Genomic DNA, 20963 nt, shown 5'->3' with positions numbered 1-20963 from the left:
GAGCAGGTCTGGCCCGTTCATGCGCCGAGGGGGCGGCATGAGCAGGGCGGCACGAGCGCACCAGCGCCTGGCGGTCCGGTATTTCGACGACCGCATCCTGCTCACGGACACCTGCGCATGGGCGTACTTCCGCCTTCCGACGGTCAGCTACGAGTTCGTCACACCCGACGAACGGGAGGCGCTGGCCACCAACATCACGATCGCGCTGGCCGCGATCAGGATGCCCGACGCCGAGGTTCACCTGAGGGTCGCGCACCGCACGTACCCGGCCGCGGAGTGGGCCATGGCGCTCAACGCCACCTCCGACGAGGGGCCCGGCTGGCGCGACTACCTGGAGGAGATGTACCGGCACGTCTGGGCGAAGGACTTCTGGTCCAAGGAGGTCTTCATCGGCGTGCGGCTCGGCCCGCGCGGCAAGCAGCTCGGCACCGGCGTGCTGTCCCAGCTCTTCGGCTTCTACCAGAAGACCGAGAAGGCGCTCGGCATGGAGGACGACCACGTCCCCGACAGCGAGATCGGGCGCTGGACCGAGCAGGCCGAACGCCTCGGCAGGGCGCTCTCGTCGAGCGCTCTCTACGCCAGGCACGCCACCTCCGCCGAGGTGGCGTGGCTGTTCCAGCACGCGGCCGCGGGCGCGCTCGGCGACCCGCCGCCGTCGGCCAGCCCGAAGCGGCGCTGGGGCAAGGGCGAGATCGAGTCGCTGGTCGAGGGGGAGATCCACAACGGCAGGTCGCTGCTGCGCATCGTGCAGCCGCAGGGCGACTCGTACGTGGCCTACCTGTCGTTCGCGAGGTTCCCCGACCTCATGCCGTTCCCGGACGGCGAGCCGTGGATGCACTTCGCGGACCAGCTCGCCTTCCCGGTGGAGATCTCGTCGCGGATGCGGCTGATCCCGCCGGTCAAGGCGTCCAAGGACGTCGCGCGCAAGCTCGCGCACGCCCGCGACATGGACCACCACATCCGCGAGGCCGGCGCGGAGGCGCCGCTGGCGCTGGCCGAGCAGATCGACGCGGCCCGCATGCTGGAGCACGGCATCACGAAGGAACGGCTGCCCTTCGTGTACGGCTGGCACCGCCTGATCGTGTCGGCCCCCACCGAGGACATCTGCGTGCAGCGCGTGGAGGCGGTCGTCGAGCACTACCGCGACATGGGCATCGACGTGGTCAACTCGACGGGCGACCAGTTCTCGCTGTTCTGCGAGACGCTGCCGGGCGAGAAGGTACGCGTCAACGCCTACGCGCAGCGGCAGCCCCTGCGCACCATCGCGGGCGGCATGGCCACCGCCACCGTCGACCTCGGCGACCGGCTGGGCGACGGCCACGAAGGCTGGCTCGGCCCGTACATCGGCGAGACCGTCGGCAGGGCCCGCAGCATCGTGCACTTCGACCCGCTGGTGGCGGCCACCCGCAACCGGCCGACCGCCATCGCGATCACCGGCGAGCCCGGCGGCGGCAAGACCACGCTCGCGCTGCTGATGATCTACCAGATGGCGCTCAGGGGCGTGACGGTCGCGGTGATCGACCCGAAGGGCGACGCCGAGTCGCTGGTGCGGCTGCTGGAGAAGCGGGGCCGCAAGGCCCGCATCATCCCGCTGGGCTCGGCGGCGCCGGGGCTGCTCGACCCGTTCTCGTTCGGCGACGACATCGCGGCGAAGAAGACCATGGCGACCGAGACGCTGCGGCTGCTGCTGCCCCGCATGTCGGAGGAGCGCGAGTCGGCGATGATCCAGGCGGTGGCGGCGGTCTCCAACGCGCCCGACCCGTCGCTGGGCAAGGTCGTCGACTTCCTGGAGCAGGCCGACGACCCCGCCTCGAAGAACCTGGGCGCGGTGCTGCGCTCCATGTCGGAGATGCACCTGGCCAGGCTCTGCTTCGACGCCTCGGGCGGCGACCAGATCGACAGCGAGGGGTGGACGACCGTCTTCACGCTGGGCGGGCTGACGCTGCCCGACGTGGCCACGACCAGGGACGACTACTCCTACGAGCAGCGGTTGTCGGTGGCGCTGCTCTACCTGGTCTCCCAGTTCGCGCGCAGGCTGATGAACGGCCTCGACCGGCGCGCCCCGAAGGCGATCTTCCTGGACGAGGCGTGGGCGATCACCTCCACGCCCGAGGGCGCCAAGCTGGTGCCCGAGGTCAGCCGGATGGGCCGCTCCCGCAACACCGCCCTCGTGCTGGTCTCGCAGAACGCGGGCGACCTGCTCAACGAGCAGGTGACCAACTGCCTGTCGTCCGTCTTCGCGTTCAGGTCCACCGAACGGGTGGAGGTGGAGCACGTCATGTCCCTGCTCGGGGTGGAGCCGTCGGAGGAGCACAAGGCCGTGCTGCGCTCGCTCGGCAACGGCGAATGCGTATTCCGCGATCTGGATGGCAGGGCTGGGCGGATCGGAGTAGACCTGATCTCCGAGGAACTTCTCCGTTGGCTCGACACGAACCCGACACACGACAAACCCGACGGCAGCGGGCATGATGATCTTCAGGGGGGCGTGGGCAGGGCGCAGGAGGTACGGTCATGAAGATCCGGCTGTCTCGACGGCTCGCACTGGCGCTGGCGCTCGCCATGAGCATTCTCGTGGTGCCGATCGTGGTGGGCGGGCTGTCGGCCCCGGCCGCCGCGGCGCCCTGCGACCTGTCGGGCCCGCTCAACCCGGAGATGGTCGGCGGCGGCACCGACGGCCTGATCCAGGCGCCCGCCCCCGAGGGCGGGCCGCAGACGCCGACCACCAACTACGCCCAGTTCGGCATGAGCGGCCAGTTCTGGCACACCCACGACCTGGGCTGCTCCGACTACGTGGCCGTGCTCGGCAACATGTGGGCCAACGGCATCTTCACCGCGGCCAAGGCCATCGACCGGCTGACGATCACCACGTACCAGGCGGCGGCGACGGAGGGACCGCTCCAGGCGATCAAGGACGTGGTCGACGACATCGTCACCAACCTCTCCAAGGCCATGTACTGGCCCTTCCTCCAGCCGATCGTCATCCTCGGCGCCATCTGGCTGGCCTGGTACGGGCTGATCCGCAAGCGCGCCACCACGACCGCCGAGGGCGTGATCTGGATGGTGCTGGCCGTCACCGTGGCGGTCTGGTTCCTGAGCCGTCCCGGCGACTTCACCGGCCTGGGCAAGGTCGTGACCGACAAGACCGGCGAGGTCGTCAACTCGGCCTTCTCCGGCCTGCCGGGCGCGGGCGGCGCCTCCTGCCTGCCGCCGCCCGGCGGCACGGACGCGAAGGTCCAGGCCGGCGGCTACGCCCAGAACGGCACGCCGGGCGTCGACCAGAACGCCGACGCGCTGTGGTCCACCCTGGTCTGCAAGCCGTGGCTGGTGGGCCTGTTCGGCACCGCCGACCCGCAGCAGCCGATCGTGCGCGACTGGGGCCGCAAGGTGCTGGAGATGCAGTCGGTCCCGCGGGCCGTGGCCGGCCAGCCGGCGCCCGACGTGGGCGCCCGCCAGTCGGAGTACGCCTCGCTGGCCGACAAGCTCAAGAACGACCCCGTCTACACCGTCTTCTCCGGCCGTGACTGGTCCAACCGGCTCGGCGTGGCGGTCGGCGCGTTCATCGCGGCGATCGTGGCCGGGCTGCTCATCTTCCTGGTGGCGGTCTCGCTGCTGGTGCTGAAGGTGGGCTTCCTGCTGCTGCTGATCCTCGGACCCGTGTTCCTGCTGATCGGCGTCCACCCGGGCAGCGGCCGGATCGTCGCCATGCGCTGGGTGGAGATGCTCGTGGGCACGCTGCTCAGGCAGGCCGTGCTCACGCTGGTGCTCAGCGTCCTCGTCTACGGGTACGCGCTGATCATCTCCACGGCCATGCCGTGGGGGCTGCAGGTGCTGTTCATGGCCCTGCTGACGATCGCGGTGTTCTTCTACCGCAGGCCGTTCCAGCACCTGTTCGCCTCGATGAACGGCCACACGGTCACCACCCGCATGCTGGGCGAGGCGGCGAGCTCGTCGGTCCTCGAGCGGTCCGCGGGCGCGCTGCCGCCGGTCGCCTCGGCCAGGATCGGCCGCTGGGGGCTGCGCAAGGCCGAGCCGATCATCAGGGCGGCCGGGGCGGCCAACCCGGCGGGCGCCGCGGCCACGGCGGCGGCCACCGCGGGTCAGGCCCGGGTGCGCGCCGAGGAGGGCGAGGGCGTTCCCACGGGCACCCGCGTACCGGCCACGGCCGCGCCGCTGGACACCGAGCAGGGCGGCAAGGCGGCCGCCAGGGTTCCGCTGGAGCCGCGCAGGGGCACGGCGCCGCCGCTCAACCTGGGCGCGCCCACCCGCACGCGCGGTCCCGCGGCGGGCGGCCCCCGGCCGGCCGCCGCGGCCGGTGGCACGGCCTCCGGCGGAACCGGCGGTTCGGGTGGTTCCGGTGGCGGTTCGGCGGGTGGCTGGTTCGGCGGCCGGTCCGGCGGTGGCTGGGCGTCCCGCGGCGGCTCGTCGTCGGGGTCGCGCGGTTCGTCCGGCGGGTCGCGCGGGTCCCGGTTCGGCGGCTCGGGCGGGTCCCGCTCGGGCGGCACGCGCTCGCGCGGGAGCGGCGGCGGCGGCCTGTTCGGCGGCGGCTCCGGCGGTTCGGGGGGCTCGGGCGGCGGTTCGGGTGGCGGCCTGTTCGGCGGCGGTTCGAGGTCCAACGGCGGCTCCCGGTCGGGCGGCGGCTCCAGGCCGTCCGGCGGCTCGTCCGGCCCCCGGATCTTCGGCTCGGACGAGCCCTCGTCCCGCACCTCCGAGGCACCGCCGCTCTGGCTGCGCGGCAGCCGCAACGGCGGCTCCGGAGGCGACAGCACGGATGTGCCGTTCTGGCTCAAGCCGAGCAGCCCGGACAAGGACTGAACGAACATGGTGCAGCGAGGTGACAGGCGGGGGTTGGCCTTCGCCGCCGTCGTCGTGATCATCGCCGCGGTCGGCATCTACCTGACCATGTGGCCCGACCCGGAGGAGCGGGCCGGGCCCAGCCAGGAGCCGGTCAGTGTCACCGGCGCGCCGGCCCCGGCGAACACGCCGCTGGCGACCGCGAGCGCCGCGCCGTTCGACATCTACTCGTTCCTGCCGATGAAGAAGGAGCAACTCGCCGCGACAGCGGACCTGGCCGAGCGGTTCACCGCCGAGTACGGCACCTTCAGGTACGACGAGGACCCGGCGGCGTACGCGACCCGCGTGAAGGCGTACACGACGGCCGAGCTCGGCAACCAGCTGACCAGGACGATGACCTCGGCGGGCACCGTCGAGCAGAACCGCGACGACCAGACCGTCTCCAAGGCCACGGCCAGGCTGAAGGAGATCAGGCAGATCGAGAAGAACTCCATCATCTTCGTGGTCGCCTCGGCCAGGCAGGTCACCGCCAAGAGCGGTAACCAGACGGCCCAGGAGGAGTACGCGGTCACGGTGACCCAGTCGGGAGCCGACTGGCGGATCTTCGACATCCGGCCTGCCTCGGAGGGCCAGGAGGGGGACACCTCGGGGTGAAGCTCTCACGTACCCGGCTGGCGCTGCTGATCGGCGTCGCCGGTGTGCTGCTCCTGGTGGCGGTCATCGTGTCGCCGATGCTGCTGATCTCGATGCCGTCGTTCCTCAGCGACGGCGGCACCTCGCCCGACTGCAAGGACAACACGCAGGTGGAGGAGGTGTCCGACTCGGCGACGTCGGACATCCCCGCCGAATACCTGGAGTTCTACAAGCAGTACGGCAAGAAGATCGGCGTCCAGTGGAACATCCTGGCCGCCGTGGGCAAGCGCGAGACCGACCACGGCCGCTCCAACCTGCCGGGCGTCAAGAGCGGCACCAACTACGCGGGCGCGGCCGGGCCGATGCAGTTCCTGATCTCGACGTGGGGCGGCAAGGCCAGGGTCGCGATGTCGTCGAAGTTCACCGGCTACGCCTCCGACGGCGACGGCGACGGGGTGGGTGACGTCTACAACCCGGCCGACGCGATCCTCGGCGCCGCGCGGATGCTCAAGCGCAACGGCGCCCCGGAGAACGTGCGGCAGGCGCTGTTCGTCTACAACCGGGCCTGGTGGTACGTGGACCAGGTCGAGGCGATCGCCAGGAAATACGCCAAGTCGGGCGACGTCAAGGTGCCGCCGCAGGCTTCGGAGGAATGCGACGACTCGCTGGTGGAGGCCGCGCCGAGCGACATCGTGGCCAAGATTTTGGAATACGCGCTGGCGCAGCGCGGCAAGCCGTATCTGTGGGGCGGGACGGGGCCCGACGCGTTCGACTGCTCGGGCGTCATCTTCGCGGCGTACCGGGAGGCGGGGCTGACGATCCCGCGGACGACGTTCGGGCAGTGGCCGTTCGGCGTGAAGGTTTTAGACGGCCAGGAACAGCCCGGTGACCTGGTGTTCTTCAACGCCGGTCCGGGCACGTCCGCCGACAACCCCGGCCACGTCGGGCTCGTCGTGTCGAAGGGCAAGATGCTGGAGGCCCGGTGCCGGCTGTGCGGGCCGATCAAGGTCACCAGCTATCAGGCGCGGGACAACCGCATCGGCTTCACCCGTCCCCTGCAGAACCCCGACGTGCTCGAGCAGCTGAAGAAGCTGCAGAATCCTTCCCTGTGAACGTTTTCGACACGGTCGTGGTGGCCGCGGTGATCGTCGCGCCGGGCGCTCGGGTGCTGGCCGCCCAGCGCGCCGAGCCGCCGGCGCTCGCGGGTGGCTGGGAGTTCCCTGGCGGGAAGGTGGATCCCGGCGAGAGCGAGACGGCGGCGCTCGTCCGCGAGTGCCGCGAGGAGCTCGGCGTGGAGGTCACGGTGGGTGAGCAGGTGGGCGGGGACTGGGCGCTTTCCGAGGGGTACGTGCTGCGCGTGTGGCTGTGCTCGCTGGCCTCGGGGGTGCCGGAGGCTCGGGAGCACCTGGCGCTGCGGTGGCTGGGGCCCGGCGAGTACTACTCGGTCGAGTGGCTCGGGGCGGATCTGCCCGTGATGAAGACTGTGGAGAATCTGCTCCTTTCGCGGGATTAGGCGCTTCCTCTGTGTGACAGAATGACTACCAAGAGTGACATCTGTCGCAACGGGGGAGTTGGGAGTGATGCGGCGTGGCTGGATCATTGCGGGCGCACTGATCCTGGCGGCTGTGCCCTCTGTGCCTTTGGCGGCCTCCCGGGTCTCGCTGGTGCTGGAGCGGTTGAGCACGCCCGGGCAGTGGATCAGGACGGGCGACGTCCAGCGGTTCCGGGTGCGGCTCAACGGGATGGCCGACGGGGTCAAGGTGGCGATCGCGGCCAACCCGGCGGCGGCGCTGACCCAGGTGTCGTGCGCCCCGGCGGCCGCGGGCACGCCTTCGGCGCCCGTGCCCGCCGCGGAGCCGAACCTTGGGGCGGCCCGGGCCGGGGTGCGGGCCGCGCGGGCGCTGGCGGCCCAGGCGCTGAGCGTCACGGGCGGCTCGGCGCTGCCGAGCACGGTCCCGCCCGGGGCGCGGGTGTGCGAGCTGGGCGACCTGGCCGGTGAGCGGGAAGTGGAGGTGACGCTCACCACGCCGTCGGGGGCGAAGCAGGTGGTGCTCGCGGCGGTGGCCGGGATGCGGGCCGACGCGGGCGATCCGGAGACGACCAAGACCAAGACCGCCGCCACGCGCGTCATGGACGAGGACGCGGGCTTCAGCGGCCCGGCGGTCCGCGTGAGCCCGGCCGAGCCCCGGCCCACCGCCCTCGTCGCGCCGTCCGGCGTGCCCGGCGGACGGGAGTACGCCGAGGCGAAGGAACGAATCCTCGCTCAGCTGCAACAGCCCGCCCCGCCAGCACGGGCCTGGGCGAAGGTGCGGACCGACACGGAAGAGGCGGAGGTCGTCGGGGAGCGCGCCGGACGCCGGTTGCTGGCCGGGGCCGGCGTGCTGCTCGAGGGCCAGTGGCCCGCCGAGGCGGCCGCGCCGCGGCGTCAGGCGGCCGGAGGGACCGCGCGCCGGTTGAAGGGCGGCGGCCTCGGCGTGCCGCAGGCTCGGCGGCAGCCCCAGCTGGCGCCGCAGTGGCCGCAGGGCGCGCCGGGCCTGGCCGGGCTGCCTCAGGGCGCGCCACAGGCGCAGGGACTGCCCCAGGCCGCCCCGCAGGGGCAGGGGCTGGCTCAGGCCGTGCCGCAGCTGCCTGAGGGCGTGCAGCGGCGCCAGGCGGTGCCGCAGCTTCCAGAGGGCTTGCAGCGGCCGCCTCAGGCCGTTCCGCAGTTGCCTCAAGGGCTCCCGCAGGTGCCGCAGTTGCCTCAGGGGCTGCCGCAGGTGCCCCAAGGGCTGCCGCAGGGTCTGCCGCAGGCGCCGAGGCTGCCGGAGTCCGTGCCGCAGCCGGTGCCCGGAGCCCCGCCCGCGCTGGTCATGCCCGGCGCGTCGCCCCCGCCGGCCGGCGGGCCTCTCCTGCCCGGCATGGCGGCGCCGCAAGCCGCTCCGGGAGCGACCGGGCAGCCCACCCGCGGCGCCGAAGGCGTGGTGCCGCTGCCGTGGAATGTGGCCGCGGCGCGGAAGCACGCCCGCCCTGTCGCGTGGGCGAGCCCGCTCGACGGTCCGAAAGGGGTGCCGGTGGTCCTCGGAGGCATCGGAGCGCTGCTGGGGGCCCTGTGGTTGATTGGCACGGTGCAAAGACGCCGAAAAAGCAAAACGTAGGTTAATTCGGGCTTTACTGTTACTTTGACCCGACTAGTATTCCCTTGACCAAGGTTCCGGGATACGCGGAGGGCACCGGTGGCACGCACGCGAGCGACGGCCGCGTCCGCTGTCGTCCTGGCGCTGGGGCTGGCCGGCGTCGGGGCGACACCGTTCATCGTACAGAGCGCGAGCGCGTCCGTGTCGGCGTACCAGCCGGTCGATCCCTGTGACGTCGGCGAGACGTGCGACACGACGCCGGAGACCACCGTGACGGTCACCGAGACGGCGGGCACTCCGGAGCCGGAGGAGCCGGAGACGACGATCACCAAGACCGTCACCTCGACTCCGACGAAGGCGAGCAAGACCCCCAAGCCGACCAAGAGCACGACGCCTCCGGCGACCACCAGTGCTCCGGCGACGCAGCAGAATCCGCAGCCGCTGCCCACCCAGACCGTCGAGCAGCTGCCGGTCTCGACCCCCACGGAGACCACCTCCGAGACGGCCGTCGACATGCCGGAGATCGCGTCCTCCGATCCCGTCACGCCGCCGCCGGCGCAGCCGAGCGACACGCAGCCCGCCTCCTCCGAGGAGGTGCCGCTGGAGCTGCGTAACGCGGCGCCGGAGTTCGACCAGAAGTCGCTGACGCAGAAGCTCAGCATCCCGGCGCTGGTGCTGGTCCTGCTCGCGCTCTTCGCCGTCCTGATCTTCGAGGGACGCCTGCGCCGGATGGCCCACGCGGCGGCCGTGCGCAAGGCCGGGCCGCAGCCGGGCCGCCCGGACCTGCCTCCGCCTCCGCCGGGCGGCGGCTACCCCGCGGGGCCCGGTTACTACACGACGGCGGGCTTCCCCGCGCCCGGCTATCCGGGCGGCACGGCGTACGCGCCGATCATCAGCTTCGTCCCCGTGCAGACGTATCCGAGCGGCCCGGTCCCCGGCTACGAGGAGCACCACTACCCGCCCCAGACTTACCCGCAGGAGGCCCCGCCGCCGCCGGCGACGACGGAGCCCGTGGTGCTGCACCCGGACGAGTTCGACTCCTTCAACCACGAGCCGCCCAAGCCCAAGGAGTTCCGCGACCCGTTCGAGCCGCTGGTCCCGGCGGACCCGCCGCCGCCGGACATCCCGCCGGGCGGCGCCGACCCTTACGAGGTCCCAGGCCAGGAGCGCCCGCTCGGCGCGGTCTCGGCGGCGGAGTCCGGCGACTCGGAGCCGTGGCAGGGTGGCGGCCAGTCGCTGTTCGACCCGCCGGCCAGGAACCAGGAGCAGCAGGCGTACGACCCGCCGCCCTACCTGGCGCCCGACGCGGAGGCGACCGTCGTCCAGCCGCTGCCGCCGGAGCCCGGGCAGCCGGAGCAGACCAAGGAGCTGCCGGACCCCAAGCGCAGGCGCTGGGGCCGCAAGAAGTAGCCGGACAACGAAATGAGGGGGGGCTGGAGATCCAGCCCCCCTCATTCGCGCGTGCCTACTTGGCGCGCTTGAAGATCTTGTTGCCGAGCCACACCAGCGGGTCGTACTTGCGGTCCACCACGCGCTCCTTCATCGGGATCAGCGCGTTGTCGGTGATCTTGATGTGCTCGGGGCAGACCTCGGTGCAGCACTTGGTGATGTTGCAGTAGCCGAGCCCGTGCTGATCCTGCGCCGCCTCCTGGCGGTCGGCCACGTCGTACGGGTGCATGTCCAGCTCCGCGATCCGCATGAGGAACCGGGGGCCGGAGAAGCTGGCCTTGTTCTCCTCGTGGTCACGGATGACGTGGCAGACGTTGTTGCACATGAAGCACTCGATGCACTTGCGGAACTCCTGGGACCGCTCGACATCGACCTGCTGCATCCGGTATTCGCCGGGCCGGACGCCGTCCGGCGGCGTGAAGGACGGGACCTCCCGCGCCTTCTGGTAGTTGAACGACACGTCCGTCACCAGGTCCTTGATCACCGGGAACGTCCGCATCGGCGTGACCGTGATGGTCTCGTCCTCCTCGAAGGTGGACATCCGGGTCATGCAGCCCAGCCGCGGCTTGCCGTTGATCTCCATGCTGCACGAGCCGCACTTGCCCGCCTTGCAGTTCCAGCGCACCGCCAGGTCGGGCGCCTGCGTGGCCTGCAGCCGGTGGATGATGTCGAGGACGACCTCGCCCTCGTTCACCTCGACGGTGAAGTCCTCGAGCTTGCCCTCACCGCCCTCACCCCGCCAGACCTTGAACTTCGCCTTGTAGCTCATTTCGAAATCCCGTCGAACTCGGCCATCTCTTCGTCGGTGAGGTACTTCTTCAGCTCGTCCCGGTCGAACAGGGTGATCAGGTCGTCGCGCATGCTCTGCTGGAGCTTCTCCTCGACCTTGACCGTGGAGCCGTCCTCGGTGGAGCAGACGAGCAGCTTGCGGCGCCATTCCGGGTTCATCCCGGGGAAGTCGTCGCGGGTGTGCCCGCCGCGGCTCTCCTCGCGCAGCAGCGCGGCGCGCGCCACGCACTGCGAGACCAGCACCATGTTGCGCAGGTCGATCGCGAGGTGCCAGCCGGGGTTGTAGATGCGGGACCCGGCCGCGCCGACCACCTGGGCGCGCTCCTTGAGCTTCTCCACGACCTGGAGCGCCTCGGCGACCTCCTCGGCCTTGCGGATGATGCCGACCAGGTCGTTCATCGTCCGCTGGAGCTCGTGGTGGACCTCGTACGGGTTCTCGCCGTCGCGCCCCAGCGGCGCCAGCGCCTCCTGGCGGGCCTCCTCCACGAGCTCGGGCAGGACCTTGGGACGTGCCTCCAGCGAGTCCACGTACGCCGCCGCGCCCGCGCCCGCCCGGCGCCCGAACACCAGCAGGTCGGACAGCGAGTTGCCGCCCAGCCGGTTGGAGCCGTGCATGCCGCCGGACACCTCGCCCGCGGCGAAGAGCCCCGGCACGGCCGCCGCGCCGGTGTCGGCGTCCACCTCGACGCCGCCCATGATGTAGTGGCAGGTCGGGCCCACCTGCATGGGCTCGGCAGTGATGTCGACGTCGGCCAGTTCCTTGAACTGGTGGTGCATCGACGGCAGCCGCTTCTTGATCTCCTCGGCGGGCAGCCGGGTCGAGACGTCGAGGAAGACGCCGCCCTGGGGTGAGCCGCGACCGGCCTTCACCTCGGCGTTGATCGCGCGGGCCACCTCGTCACGCGGCAGGAGCTCCGGCGGGCGCCGGTTGTTGGCCTGGTCGGTGTACCAGCGGTCGCCCTCCTCCTCCGTGGTCGCGTACTTGTCCTTGAAGACGTCCGGGATGTAGTCGAACATGAAGCGCTTGCCCTCGGAGTTGCGCAGCACGCCGCCGTCACCGCGGACGGACTCGGTGACGAGGATGCCGCGCACGGAGGGCGGCCAGACCATCCCCGTGGGGTGGAACTGGATGAACTCCATGTTGATCAGGTTGGCGCCGGCGAGCAGGGCCAGGGCGTGGCCGTCGCCGGTGTACTCCCAGGAGTTGGAGGTGACGACGTACGACTTGCCGATGCCGCCGGTGGCCAGGACCACGGTGGGCGCATCGAAAAGCACGAAATTTCCGGACTCGCGCCAGTAGCCGAACGCGCCCGAGATCCGCTCCCCGTCCTTGAGCAGCCGCGTGATCGTGCACTCGGCGAAGACCTTGATGTAGGCCTCGTAGTCGCCGTGCTTCTCGTAGTCCTCCTGCTGGAGGGCGACGACGCGCTGCTGCAGCGTGCGGATCAGCTCCAGGCCGGTACGGTCGCCCACGTGTGCGAGCCGCGGGTACTCGTGCCCGCCGAAGTTGCGCTGGCTGATCTTGCCGTCCTTGGTGCGGTCGAACAGCGCGCCCCAGGCCTCCAGCTCCCAGACGCGGTCGGGCGCCTCCTTGGCGTGCAGCTCGGCCATCCGCCAGTTGTTGAGGAACTTGCCGCCGCGCATGGTGTCACGGAAGTGCACCTGCCAGTTGTCGGCCGGGTTGACGTTGCCCATCGCGGCGGCCGCGCCGCCCTCGGCCATGACGGTGTGCGCCTTGCCGAACAGCGACTTGCACACGATCGCCGTCTTCTTGCCCTGCTGGCGGGCCTCGATCGCGGCCCGCAGGCCGGCGCCGCCCGCGCCGATGACGACGACGTCGTATTCGTGACGCTCTGTGTTAAGCGAGTTATCCACTGAAGCTGGTCCTTACGCGTACGGGAAGGCGATGATGCCCTTGGCCACCAGGCGGACGTACAGGTCGGCGCCCATGACGGAGAACATCGAGGCCCACGCGAGGGGTTGGTGCTTGGCGTTGAGCTTGGACACGAACGTCCAGGCCCGGTAGCGCAGCGGGTGACGAGAGAAGTGGTTGAGCCTGCCCGCGGTGATGTGCCTGCAGGAGTGGCACGACAGCGTGTAGGCGTTGATCAGGACGGCGTTGAGGACCAGGATCCAGGTGCCCAGTCCGTCCGGCTTGTGGACGAGCGCCAGGACGGCGTCGTAGGCCAGGATGAGGCCGATCACGATGGCCGCGTAGAAGAAGTAGCGGTGCACGTTCTGCATGATCAGCGGGAAGCGCCGCTCGCCGGTGTACTTGCCGTGCGGCTCCTGGACGGCGCACGCCGGAGGCGAGAGCCAGAAGGAGCGATAGTAGGACTTGCGGTAGTAGTAGCAGGTAAGCCGGAAACCGCCCGGCAGGCCGAGGATCAGCAGCCCCGGCGGCAGTGCGTACCAGTCGCCGAACGGCGCCAGGCCGAACAGCCGGGCCCCCTCAGGACAGGACGTCGCCAGGCAGGGCGACGAGAACGGCGCGATGTAGGGATCGACGAAATAGCTGTTGTCGATGATCGCCCACACGCCGTAGACAAGGAATGAGCTGAGCCCGAGGAACGTCAGCAGCGGAACAAGCCACCATCTGTCGGTGCGCAGCGTGCGCACCTTGACTTGCGCTCGCTGCCTTCTGACCGGAGCGTCGGGCGTAGTCTGGGTCATCGCGGACCTCTCCACCTCCCGCGGACCCGTCGCGCAGGGGGTCCGTGGTTTTCGTATTCGCTGGGCGCGCGGGCGGCGAGCGACCGCTCAGGCGCGCGTTGGTGGGGGATACGTTACGACGACAGCATGCGAATTTGTGAGCGGGGTCACTCACAATTTCGATGACTAGCTGTGATTCCTGTCACGTACGCCCGTCAGGGCGCTGCCCTTGGGCGGGCAACTTAACCACAGTCACGAAAAAATCATCTATCTGACGGACAACTCGGATAAATTGCTCAAAATCCACCGGTTTGGACACATATGCGTTGGCATGCAACCGGTAGCTGTGCAGGATGTCCTCCTCCGCCTCAGAGGTCGTCAGGATCACCACCGGGATCGTCCGCAACCCGGCGTCGGCCTTGACCTCGGCCAGCACCTCCATGCCGCTCATCCTCGGCAGGTTGAGGTCGAGCAGGATGAGGTCGGGCCGCGGCGCGTCGGTGTATCCGTCCTCGTTACGCAGGTACGCCATCGCCTGCTCACCGTCGTTGACCACGTTGAGCCGGTTTCGTACCTTGTTGAAGTCGAAGGCCTCCTTGGTGAGCAGGATGTCACCCTGGTCGTCCTCCACCAGAAGCACCTCGATGGGGCGCCCCTCATGCATCGTCGTCTCCCGCGGCCGGCAGTGTCCAGCGGAACGTCGCGCCCCGCCCTTCGGCATCGCCGTCGAGCCAGAGCTGTCCGCCGTGGTACTCGACGATCTTGCGGCAAAGTGCCAGCCCGATGCCAGTACCCGGGTACACGTCGCGGGGATGGAGTCGCTGGAAGATCAGGAAGATGCGGTCGGCGTACTTCGACTCGACCCCGATGCCGTTGTCGGAGCAGCTGAACTCCCACATGTCGCCGGACCTGGTGGCCCCGATGTGGATGCGCGGGGAGGCCTCGGAGCGGAACTTGATCGCGTTCTCGACCAGGTTCTGGAACAGCTGCGTGAGCTGCACCCGGTTGCCCCTGATCGCGGGCAGCTCGTCCCTGGTGACCGTGGCCTCGGTGTCCTCGATCGTGGCCGACAGGTTGTCCAGCGCCGTGTCGAGCGTCTTCCCCGTGTCGACCGTGGTCTTCCCGCCGGTCACCCGGCTGACCCTGGAGAAGTCGAGCAGGTCGTTGATCAGCAGCTGCATGCGCTTGGCGCCGTCGACGGCGTAGTGGATGTACTGCTTGGCCCGCTCGTCGAGCTCCGAGCCGTAGCGCTGCTCCAGCATCTGCGTGAAGCTGGCGATCTTGCGCAGCGGCTCCTGCAGGTCGTGGCTGGCCACGTACGCGAACTGCTCCAGCTCCCCGTTGGACCTGCGCAGCTCCTCGGCCTGGTCGTCGGCCATCCGCCAGGCCGACACGATGCGGCGCCGCATGGAGTCGACGTGGCTGGACAGCACGGCCAGCTCCGCCGGCCTGTCGACGTGCAGGGTGTGGTCGAAGTCGCCGGCGGCCACCGTGCGGACCTGCTGGGCGAGCTGGTCGATGGGCTTCAGCACGGCGAAGCGGATGATGAAGGCCAGCGCGATGCCGAACGCGAGCATCACCGCGAAGAGCACGATCAGCACCATGTTGAGCTGGTCGAGCTGTTCCGCGACGCCGGGCGCCCGGGCCAGCGCGCGGGCCCGCGAGCCGAACATCATCGCGATCACGATGCCGGCCAGGAGCACGACACCGGCCACCAGCCCCATGATCAGGAACCAGCGGGCCACGGGCAGCCTGCCCAGCCCGGTCGGCTCCCTGGGGGGAGGCAGCGGGTTGATGCTCATGCTCTCCTCCTCCGGACCAGGACCACGGCGAGGTCGTCGCTCAGCGTGCCCACGTGGGTGATGAGCCGGTCGAGGTCGATGGCGCCGTGCTCGCGTACGAGATCGATCAGGCCCTCCACGCCGAGCAGCTCCCTGCCCTCGCCCACCGCGGCCTCGATCAGGCCGTCGGTGTAGAGCATCATGGACCACTCGTCGCCCAGCGGCACGTCGATCACCGACCACTCCGCGTCGGAGAAGATCCCGAGCGGCGGCCCGGAGGGCGCCTCGTCGACGACCTGGACGACGCCGTCGCGCACCAGCACGGGCGGCGGGTGCCCGACCACGCGCATCCTGGCGTGCCGCAGGTCGGGGGCGATCGTGGCCATGCACAGGGTGGTGAAGATCTCGGGGGTGTTGCGCTCGGCCCGCAGCACGGCGTCGAGCGTGCGCAGCAGCGTGTCGTCCGTCTGACCGGCCAGGACCAGCGTGCGCCAGGCGATGCGCAGCGCCACGCCGAGGGCCGCCTCGTCGGGGCCGTGCCCGCACACGTCGCCGACCACGATGTGCACCGAGCCGTCCGGCGTCTGCACGGTGTCGAAGAAGTCGCCGGCCAGCGTGCCGCCGCTGCCCGGCAGGTAGCGGGTGACGTGCTCGATCGCCCCGGTACGCAGCAGGGCGCCGGGGAGCAGGGCGTTCTGCAGCCTGGAGTTCTCCTTGGCCGTCAGCTCCGCCTGCACGAGGCTGACGTGGGCCAGGTCGGCCCGCTTGCGCTCCATCGAGTAGCGGATCGCCCTGGCCAGCAGCCGCTCGTCGACGTCGCTCTTGACCAGGTAGTCCTGCGCGCCGGCCTGGACGGCGGCCACGCCCACGTGCGCGTCCCTGAGCCCGGTGAGGACCAGCACGGCGGTGTGCGGCGCCAGCGCTAGCACCTCTTCCAGGGCCTCCAGGCCGCTGGCGTCGGGCAGCGAGAGATCGACCAGCACGCACTGGATCTGCGGCGTCAGCTTGGCCCTGGCCTCCTGCAGGCTGCGCGCCCAGAAGACCTTGGGCGGCGCGAGGGCCTGCTTGAGGAGCTCCTCCACCAGGAAGGCGTCGCCGTCGTCGTCCTCGATCAGGAGCAGCGTCAGCGTCTCCGAAAGATGTGCCGTCAAAACGCCTCACCAGGGGGTCGGTCTGTCCAAGGTAATTCTGCGATGAGATCGACCCCTTGCGGAAGCGTGCCCTCGTGACCTGCCTCCACGACGAACGACAGCAGGGTCTCCCTGAACGCCTGGGCGGCCCTGGTCGGCTCGACGTCCTTGCGTTGGGCCAGTGCGATCGTACGGCTGAGCCCGGGCGGCGCGAGCGGCGTGCCGGACAGCCCGGGCCGCCCGTCGAGCACCATCGAGGGCACCACGGCCACGCCCAGCCCCGCCTCCACGAACCGCAGCACGGCGTCCATCTCGCCGCCCTGCACCGAGAACCTGGGCTCGAACCCGGCCTGCCGGCAGGCCGTCAGCGTGGCCTCCCGCAGGTCGTAGCCGCGCCTGAACATCACCATCTGGCGCCCGCGCAGGGCCTCGATCTCCATGTACGGTCCCTTCGGCCGCTCGTGGGAGGGCGCGGCCACCACGAGGTTCTCCCGCAGGATCTCCTCGGTCACCAGAGAGGGGTCGTCGCTCTGCAGCGGCATGATGATCAGCGACAGGTCGAGCTGCCCCCGCGCGAGCGCCCTGACGAGGTCACGCGAGCCGCCCTCCTCCACCAGGAGCTCGATCCCCGGGTACGCGCGGTGGAAGCGGGCCAGCGCGTCGGCCATCAGCCCCGCGCAGAGCGACGGCGTGGCGCCGAGCCGCACCCGGCCCCGGCGGAGCCCGGCGAGCTGGGCCACCTCCTGCCTGGCGGTGTCGGCGTCGGCGAGGATCCTGCGGGCGAGCGGCAGCAGCGCCTCACCGGCCGGCGTCAGCGTGACGTTGCCCCGCGCCCGGGAGAACAGCGGGGCGCCCAGATCGGCCTCCAGGGCCTTGATCTGCTTGCTGAGCGACGGCTGCGCGACCCTCATGCGCTCGGCCGCCTGGGTGAAGTGCCTGGCCTCCGCGACTGCCACGAAGTACGCGAGCTGCTGCAACTGCATGTGATTTTCCTCGCACCGAGCGGCGTCGTTTCCGTGGGGCGACCGTACAAACCAAGCATCATAGCTGGTGGCTATCGAAACCAGACCCGTCATGACTTGGACGGATGATTGCTGGATACCTAGCGTTTGAAGACGTGACTGCCACGATAGAGCGCGGCGCAGCCACCGCGCCTGTTACCGCTCGCAAGAACCCTCCAACGAGCAGGAGGCCCGGCGGGTTCCTGCGCTCGTCCAGCGGCAAGAAAGCCGTCATGGCCGTCACGGGGGCCGTGATGGTGCTCTTCCTCGTCCTCCACATGCTCGGCAACCTCAAGATCTTCCTGGGCAGGGACTCGTTCAACGAGTACGCCCACGCGCTGCGTACGCTCCTTGAGCCGATCGCGCCCTATCGGACGGTGCTGACCATCCTCGAGGTCGGCCTCGTCGTGTCGGTCGTCCTGCACATGTGGGCGGCGATCTCGCTGGCCCGCCGCGCCCACCAGGCCAGGCCGGTCAAGTACGTCGCCAAGAAGTCCCAGGCCAACGGCTACGCGACCCACATCATGCGGTTCGGCGGCCTGACGATCCTGCTCTTCCTCGTCTGGCACCTGCTGGACCTGACCTTCGGCGTCGTGAACCCCAAGGGCTTCGACTCCGCGCCCGCCGACCGGATGATCGCCGGCTTCGACCCGTCCCGGTGGTGGGTGACCCTGATCTACGTGGTCGCCGTCGTCATGGTCGGCCTGCACCTGCGGCACGGCATCTGGAGCGCCTTCCAGACCCTCGGCTGGGCCAACCGCACGCGGAACAAGGCCCTTCGGCCGGTCGCCGGGCTGGTGTCCGCCGTGCTGGTCATCGGGTTCCTCGCGCCGCCGCTCGCGATCACCTTCGGAGTTGTGAAGTAATGAAGTTCACGGAAGGCCCGGAGATCCGGGACACCAAGGCTCCGGCCGGGCCCATCGAGGAGCGCTGGGAGAAGCGGAAGTTCAGCGCGAAGCTGGTCAACCCCGCCAACAAGCGCAAGCTCAACGTGATCGTGGTCGGCACCGGCCTGGCGGGCGGCTCGGCCGCGGCGACGCTGGGCGAGCTGGGCTACAACGTCAAGTCGTTCTGCTACCAGGACACGCCGCGCCGCGCGCACTCCATCGCCGCGCAGGGCGGGATCAACGCCGCCAAGAACTACCGCGGCGACGGCGACAGCATCTACCGGCTCTTCTACGACACGGTGAAGGGCGGCGACTTCCGCGCCCGCGAGTCGAACGTCTACCGCCTGGCCCAGGTCTCGGTGAACATCATCGACCAGGCCGTGGCCCAGGGCGTCCCCTTCGCCCGCGAGTACGGCGGCCTGCTCGACACCCGCTCCTTCGGCGGCGCCCAGGTCTCCCGCACGTTCTACGCCCGCGGCCAGACGGGCCAGCAGCTCCTGCTGGGCGCGTACCAGGCGCTGGAGCGGCAGATCGCGGCCGGGACCGTGACCATGCACACGCGGCACGAGATGCTCGACGTGATCGTCTCCGACGGGCGGGCGCGCGGCGTCATCGTGCGCGACATGGTGACCGGCGAGATCGAGCGCCACCTCGCCGACGCCGTGGTGCTGGCCACCGGCGGCTACGGGAACGTGTTCTTCCTGTCCACGAACGCCAAGGGCTGCAACACGACGGCGATCTGGCGGGCGCACGAGCGCGGCGCGTACTTCGCCAACCCCTGCTACACGCAGATCCACCCGACCTGCATCCCCGTCTCCGGCGAGTACCAGTCGAAGCTGACGCTGATGTCGGAGTCGCTGCGCAACGACGGCCGCGTCTGGGTGCCGCTGCGCAAGAACGACACCCGCGCCCCCGGGGACATCCCGGACGAGGAGCGCGACTACTACCTGGAGCGGATCTACCCCGCCTTCGGCAACCTGGTCCCGCGTGACATCGCCTCCCGCGCCGCCAAGAACGTCTGCGACGAGGGCCGCGGCGTCGGCCCCGGCGGTCTGGGCGTCTACCTGGACTTCCGCGACGCCATCGCGCGTCTCGGGCGCGACGCCGTGGAGAAGAAGTACGGCAACCTCTTCGAGATGTACGAGCGCATCACCGGCGAGAACCCGTACGACGTGCCGATGCGCATCTACCCGGCCGTCCACTACACGATGGGCGGGCTGTGGGTGGACTACGACCTGCAGTCCACGATCCCGGGCCTGTTCGTCATCGGCGAGGCCAACTTCTCCGACCACGGCGCCAACCGCCTCGGCGCCTCGGCGCTGATGCAGGGCCTGGCCGACGGCTACTTCGTCCTGCCGACCACCCTCGGCGACTACCTGGCCGCCGGGCCGTTCGGCGACGTGGACGAGGAGGCCGTGGCGGAGGCCGAGATCAAGGTCCGGAGCAAGATCGACCGGCTCCTGGCCGTGAACGGCACCCGCACCCCCGACTCCTTCCACCGCGAGCTGGGCAAGCTCATGTGGGACTACTGCGGCATGGAGCGCACCGAGGAGTCGCTGCGCAAGGCCCTGGAGCGCATCCCCGAGCTGCGCGAGGAGTTCTGGCAGAACGTCAAGGTCAGCGGCACGGCCGAGGAGCTGAACCAGGTCCTGGAGAAGGCCGGCCGCGTCGCCGACTTCTTCGACCTGGCCGAGCTCATGTGCCTGGACGCCCTGGTCCGCACCGAGTCCTGCGGCGGCCACTTCCGCGCCGAGTCCCAGGACGCCGACGGCGAGGCGCTGCGCGACGACGAGCACTTCGCGCACGTGTCGGCCTGGGAGTCCACGCCCGACGGGCCGGTGCTGCACAAGGAAGCGCTCGAGTACGAGTACGTCAAGATGACCCAGCGGAGCTACAAGTGAACCTCACCCTCAAGGTCTGGCGCCAGAACGGCCCTGCCGATTCCGGCCGGATGGTGACGTACAAGGTCGAGGACGTCTCCCCGGACATGTCCTTCCTGGAGATGCTGGACGTCCTCAACGAGCGCCTCATCCTGGAGGGCGACGACCCGATCGCCTTCGACCACGACTGCCGCGAGGGCATCTGCGGCATGTGCGGCATGGTCATCAACGGCGTCGCGCACGGCGAGCAGCGCGCGACGACGACGTGCCAGCTGCACATGCGCCACTTCGAGGACAACGCCACGATCACGATCGAGCCGTGGCGCGCCGCTCCCTTCCCCGTCGTCAAGGACCTGGTCGTGGACCGCAGCGCCTTCGACCGGATCATCCAGGCGGGCGGCTTCGTCTCGGTCCCGGCCGGCTCGGCCCCGGACGCCCACAGCATCCCCGTACGCAAGGAGGACGCGGACGCGGCCTTCGACGCGGCGACCTGCATCGGCTGCGGCGCCTGCGTGGCGGCCTGCCCGAACGGCTCGGCCTCCCTGTTCACCGCCGCCAAGATCACCCACCTGAGCCTGCTGCCCCAGGGCCAGCCGGAGCGCCTGTCCCGAGCCAAGGCCATGGTGGACCAGATGGACGCGGAGGGGTTCGGCGGCTGCACGAACACGGGGGAGTGCACGGCGGTGTGCCCGAAGGGGATCCCGCTGGACACGATCGCCCGCATGAACACCGACTACCTGAAGGCCAACGCCAAGTAGTAGGTGAGCCTGCTGGACTGCCGCCCCGAGCGAAAAGGGCTTCCCCAAGGGAGCGCTTCGCGCTCGGGGCTCAGGCTGTTCTCATTGAGGCGCCTGTCG

General features: G+C 70.3%; 17 protein-coding genes. 10 read left to right on the top strand and 7 right to left on the bottom strand.

Annotated elements, in window-relative coordinates; all coding sequences use genetic code 11:
* Positions 1-37 precede the first annotated feature (37 nt).
* The 7 genes from H4W80_RS29035 to H4W80_RS29005 all read left to right on the top strand — a co-directional run bounded on the left by H4W80_RS29035 (position 38) and on the right by H4W80_RS29005 (position 9947).
* On the top strand, positions 38-2515 hold the full coding sequence (locus H4W80_RS29035; protein ID WP_192787987.1) for an ATP-binding protein: 2478 nt from the start codon (positions 38-40) through the stop codon (positions 2513-2515).
* Complete coding sequence (locus H4W80_RS29030; RefSeq protein WP_192787986.1) at positions 2512-4812, top strand: type IV secretion system protein; 2301 nt, start codon at positions 2512-2514, stop codon at positions 4810-4812. Before H4W80_RS29035 ends, H4W80_RS29030 begins: the two co-directional genes overlap by 4 nt.
* A 6-nt stretch (positions 4813-4818) precedes the next feature.
* Positions 4819-5445, top strand: coding sequence for a hypothetical protein (locus H4W80_RS29025; protein ID WP_192787985.1), 627 nt, complete (start codon positions 4819-4821; stop codon positions 5443-5445).
* The gene (locus tag H4W80_RS29020; RefSeq protein ID WP_192787984.1) at positions 5442-6536 is read left to right on the top strand and encodes a C40 family peptidase; all 1095 of its coding nucleotides are present in this window, start codon (positions 5442-5444) and stop codon (positions 6534-6536) included. The genes H4W80_RS29025 and H4W80_RS29020 overlap by 4 nt, the downstream gene beginning before the upstream one ends.
* Complete coding sequence (locus H4W80_RS29015; RefSeq protein WP_318787107.1) at positions 6533-6937, top strand: (deoxy)nucleoside triphosphate pyrophosphohydrolase; 405 nt, start codon at positions 6533-6535, stop codon at positions 6935-6937. Before H4W80_RS29020 ends, H4W80_RS29015 begins: the two co-directional genes overlap by 4 nt.
* A 112-nt stretch (positions 6938-7049) precedes the next feature.
* Positions 7050-8558 carry a hypothetical protein gene (locus H4W80_RS29010; RefSeq protein ID WP_192787983.1) on the top strand — a complete coding sequence of 503 codons (1509 nt, stop codon included), beginning with the start codon at positions 7050-7052 and terminating at the stop codon, positions 8556-8558.
* Positions 8559-8636: 78 nt separating this feature from the next.
* Positions 8637-9947, top strand: a complete 1311-nt coding sequence (locus H4W80_RS29005; RefSeq protein ID WP_192787982.1) for a hypothetical protein — start codon at positions 8637-8639, stop codon at positions 9945-9947.
* A gap of 55 nt (positions 9948-10002) precedes the next feature.
* Here the strand turns inward: H4W80_RS29005 and H4W80_RS29000 are convergent, their stop codons facing one another.
* From H4W80_RS29000 to H4W80_RS28970, 7 genes are all read right to left on the bottom strand, one after another.
* Positions 10003-10755, bottom strand: coding sequence for a succinate dehydrogenase/fumarate reductase iron-sulfur subunit (locus tag H4W80_RS29000; protein WP_192787981.1), 753 nt, complete (start codon positions 10753-10755; stop codon positions 10003-10005).
* Positions 10752-12650: a fumarate reductase/succinate dehydrogenase flavoprotein subunit gene (locus H4W80_RS28995; RefSeq protein ID WP_192787980.1), complete on the bottom strand. Its 1899-nt coding sequence runs from the start codon at positions 12648-12650 to the stop codon at positions 10752-10754. The genes H4W80_RS29000 and H4W80_RS28995 overlap by 4 nt, the downstream gene beginning before the upstream one ends.
* 12 nt (positions 12651-12662) lie before the next feature.
* Positions 12663-13448: a hypothetical protein gene (locus tag H4W80_RS28990; protein WP_192787979.1), complete on the bottom strand. Its 786-nt coding sequence runs from the start codon at positions 13446-13448 to the stop codon at positions 12663-12665.
* A gap of 181 nt (positions 13449-13629) precedes the next feature.
* Positions 13630-14091: a response regulator gene (locus H4W80_RS28985; RefSeq protein WP_192787978.1), complete on the bottom strand. Its 462-nt coding sequence runs from the start codon at positions 14089-14091 to the stop codon at positions 13630-13632.
* Positions 14084-15229, bottom strand: coding sequence for a sensor histidine kinase (locus H4W80_RS28980; protein ID WP_192787977.1), 1146 nt, complete (start codon positions 15227-15229; stop codon positions 14084-14086). The genes H4W80_RS28985 and H4W80_RS28980 overlap by 8 nt, the downstream gene beginning before the upstream one ends.
* Positions 15226-16359, bottom strand: coding sequence for a PP2C family protein-serine/threonine phosphatase (locus H4W80_RS28975; protein ID WP_192787976.1), 1134 nt, complete (start codon positions 16357-16359; stop codon positions 15226-15228). Before H4W80_RS28975 ends, H4W80_RS28980 begins: the two co-directional genes overlap by 4 nt.
* Entirely contained in the window at positions 16356-17321 is a 966-nt protein-coding gene (locus H4W80_RS28970) for a LysR family transcriptional regulator (protein WP_192787975.1), read from the bottom strand. Before H4W80_RS28970 ends, H4W80_RS28975 begins: the two co-directional genes overlap by 4 nt.
* 104 nt (positions 17322-17425) lie before the next feature.
* On the opposite strand from H4W80_RS28970, the gene H4W80_RS28965 reads away from it, so the two are divergent.
* From H4W80_RS28965 to H4W80_RS28955, 3 genes are read left to right on the top strand one after another with little or no spacing between them, the layout of a single operon-like run.
* Positions 17426-18205 (top strand): succinate dehydrogenase cytochrome b subunit, encoded by a 780-nt coding sequence (locus tag H4W80_RS28965; protein WP_192787974.1) that lies wholly within the window; start codon positions 17426-17428, stop codon positions 18203-18205.
* A complete protein-coding gene (locus H4W80_RS28960) occupies positions 18205-20127 on the top strand; it encodes a fumarate reductase/succinate dehydrogenase flavoprotein subunit (RefSeq protein WP_192787973.1) in 1923 nt (640 codons plus the stop codon). Before H4W80_RS28965 ends, H4W80_RS28960 begins: the two co-directional genes overlap by 1 nt.
* Positions 20124-20864: a succinate dehydrogenase/fumarate reductase iron-sulfur subunit gene (locus H4W80_RS28955; protein ID WP_192787972.1), complete on the top strand. Its 741-nt coding sequence runs from the start codon at positions 20124-20126 to the stop codon at positions 20862-20864. The genes H4W80_RS28960 and H4W80_RS28955 overlap by 4 nt, the downstream gene beginning before the upstream one ends.
* The last annotated feature ends 99 nt before the right edge of the window (positions 20865-20963 follow it).

It is taken from the genome of Nonomuraea angiospora (assembly GCF_014873145.1).
GTDB classification, from domain to species: Bacteria; Actinomycetota; Actinomycetes; order Streptosporangiales; family Streptosporangiaceae; genus Nonomuraea; species Nonomuraea angiospora.
The sequence above is the reverse complement of the archived record's forward strand: the minus strand, read 5'-3'. Positions and strand labels throughout refer to the sequence as shown.